This window comes from Streptomyces sp. UH6 (genome assembly GCF_013421635.1).
Lineage (GTDB): Bacteria > Actinomycetota > Actinomycetes > Streptomycetales > Streptomycetaceae > Streptomyces > Streptomyces abyssomicinicus.
Map to the genome: position 1 here is coordinate 1 of NZ_JACADT010001273.1, position 1,326 is coordinate 1,326.

The 1,326-nt window shown below is 75.1% G+C and carries 2 protein-coding genes; both read left to right on the top strand.

The window, feature by feature from the left end:
- Positions 1 to 132 precede the first annotated feature (132 nt).
- Positions 133 to 540 (top strand): RidA family protein, encoded by a 408-nt coding sequence (locus HW445_RS31200; RefSeq protein ID WP_180224140.1) that lies wholly within the window; start codon positions 133 to 135, stop codon positions 538 to 540.
- Positions 541 to 620: 80 nt separating this feature from the next.
- Positions 621 to 1,326: aldo/keto reductase (locus tag HW445_RS31205; protein WP_180224141.1), on the top strand; the 706-nt coding region annotated here is incomplete at its 3' end.

Sequence of the window (1,326 nt, forward strand, 5' to 3'; positions counted from 1 at the left end):
GGCGGCCGCCCCGACGACGAGGAGGGCCGGTGAGACCGGGCGCGCGGCGGGCGACGGAAACCGGGCGCGCCCCGGCACCCGACTTTGTAGGGTGTGACGCCTGGTCACGGGGGTGACCGGGGAGGGGAAAGCATGTCTGAGAAGGACACCGTGCTGGAGCACCCGGCGGTCGACGGTCTGGCGCCCGGCAACGGCTACAGCCCGCTGGTCGTGGCGGAGGGCCGCCTGGTGGTGATCTCCGGCCAGGTCGCGCTGGACGCCGCGGGACGGGTGGTCGGCGAGGGGGACGTCACCGCGCAGGCCCATCAGGTCTTCGGCAACCTCGAGCGGTGCCTGAAGGCGGCCGGCGCCACCTTCGCCGACGTGGTCAAGCTCGGCTTCTACGTCACCCGGATCGCGGACCTCCCCGAGGTGCGGGTGGTCCGCGACGCCTACATCGACCTCGGCCGCCCGCCGGCGAGCACGGCGGTGGAGGTGTCGGCGCTGATCCGTCCCGAACTCCTGCTGGAGGTCGAGGCGTACGCGGTGATCCCCTGGTGACCGCCGCGGACGGGACGGGCCGGGCGGACCGGACGGAGCGGGCGGGCGGGCTCCCGGTGGGCCGGGTGGGCTTCGGCGCCATGCGGCTGCCCACGGCCCCGGGCCCGGAGCGGGAACGGGCCGTCGGCGTCGCGCGCCGGGCCGCCGAACTCGGGGTGACGCTCGTCGACACGGCCTACATGTACGGCTGGGGCGCCAACGAGGAGTTGCTGGCCGACGCCCTGCATCCGTATGCGGAGGGCCTGCTGATCGCCACCAAGGTCGGCATCGTGCGGTCCGGCGGCCCCGAGGGGTGGGCCCACGACGGCCGCCCCGAGAGTCTGCGCCGCCAGACCGAACAGGCCCTGCGGAGACTGCGTCTGGACCGGATCGAACTGCTCCAGCTCCACCGGCTCGACCCCGCCGTGCCGGTCGCCGAGCAGGTCGGGGCCCTCGGGGAGCTGCGCGCCGCGGGCCTGGTGCGCCGCATCGGGCTGTCCGAGGTCACCGCGGAGCAGCTTGCCGAGGCGCGACGGACGGCTCCGGTCGCGAGCGTGCAGAACCGGTACGGCCTGTTCAGCCGTGAGCACGAACGGGTGCTGGACGCCTGTGAGGCCGCGGACATCGCCTTCCTGCCGTGGCGTCCGGTCGCGGCGTGGGACTCCGCCGGGGTGACGGCCGTGGCGGCGGAGTCCGGCGCCACGCCGCAACAGGTGCTGCTGGCCTGGCTGCTGGCCCGTTCACCGGTGATGCTGCCGATCCCGGGCACGGCGTCGGCGGCGCACCTGGAGGAGAACGTCGCGGCGG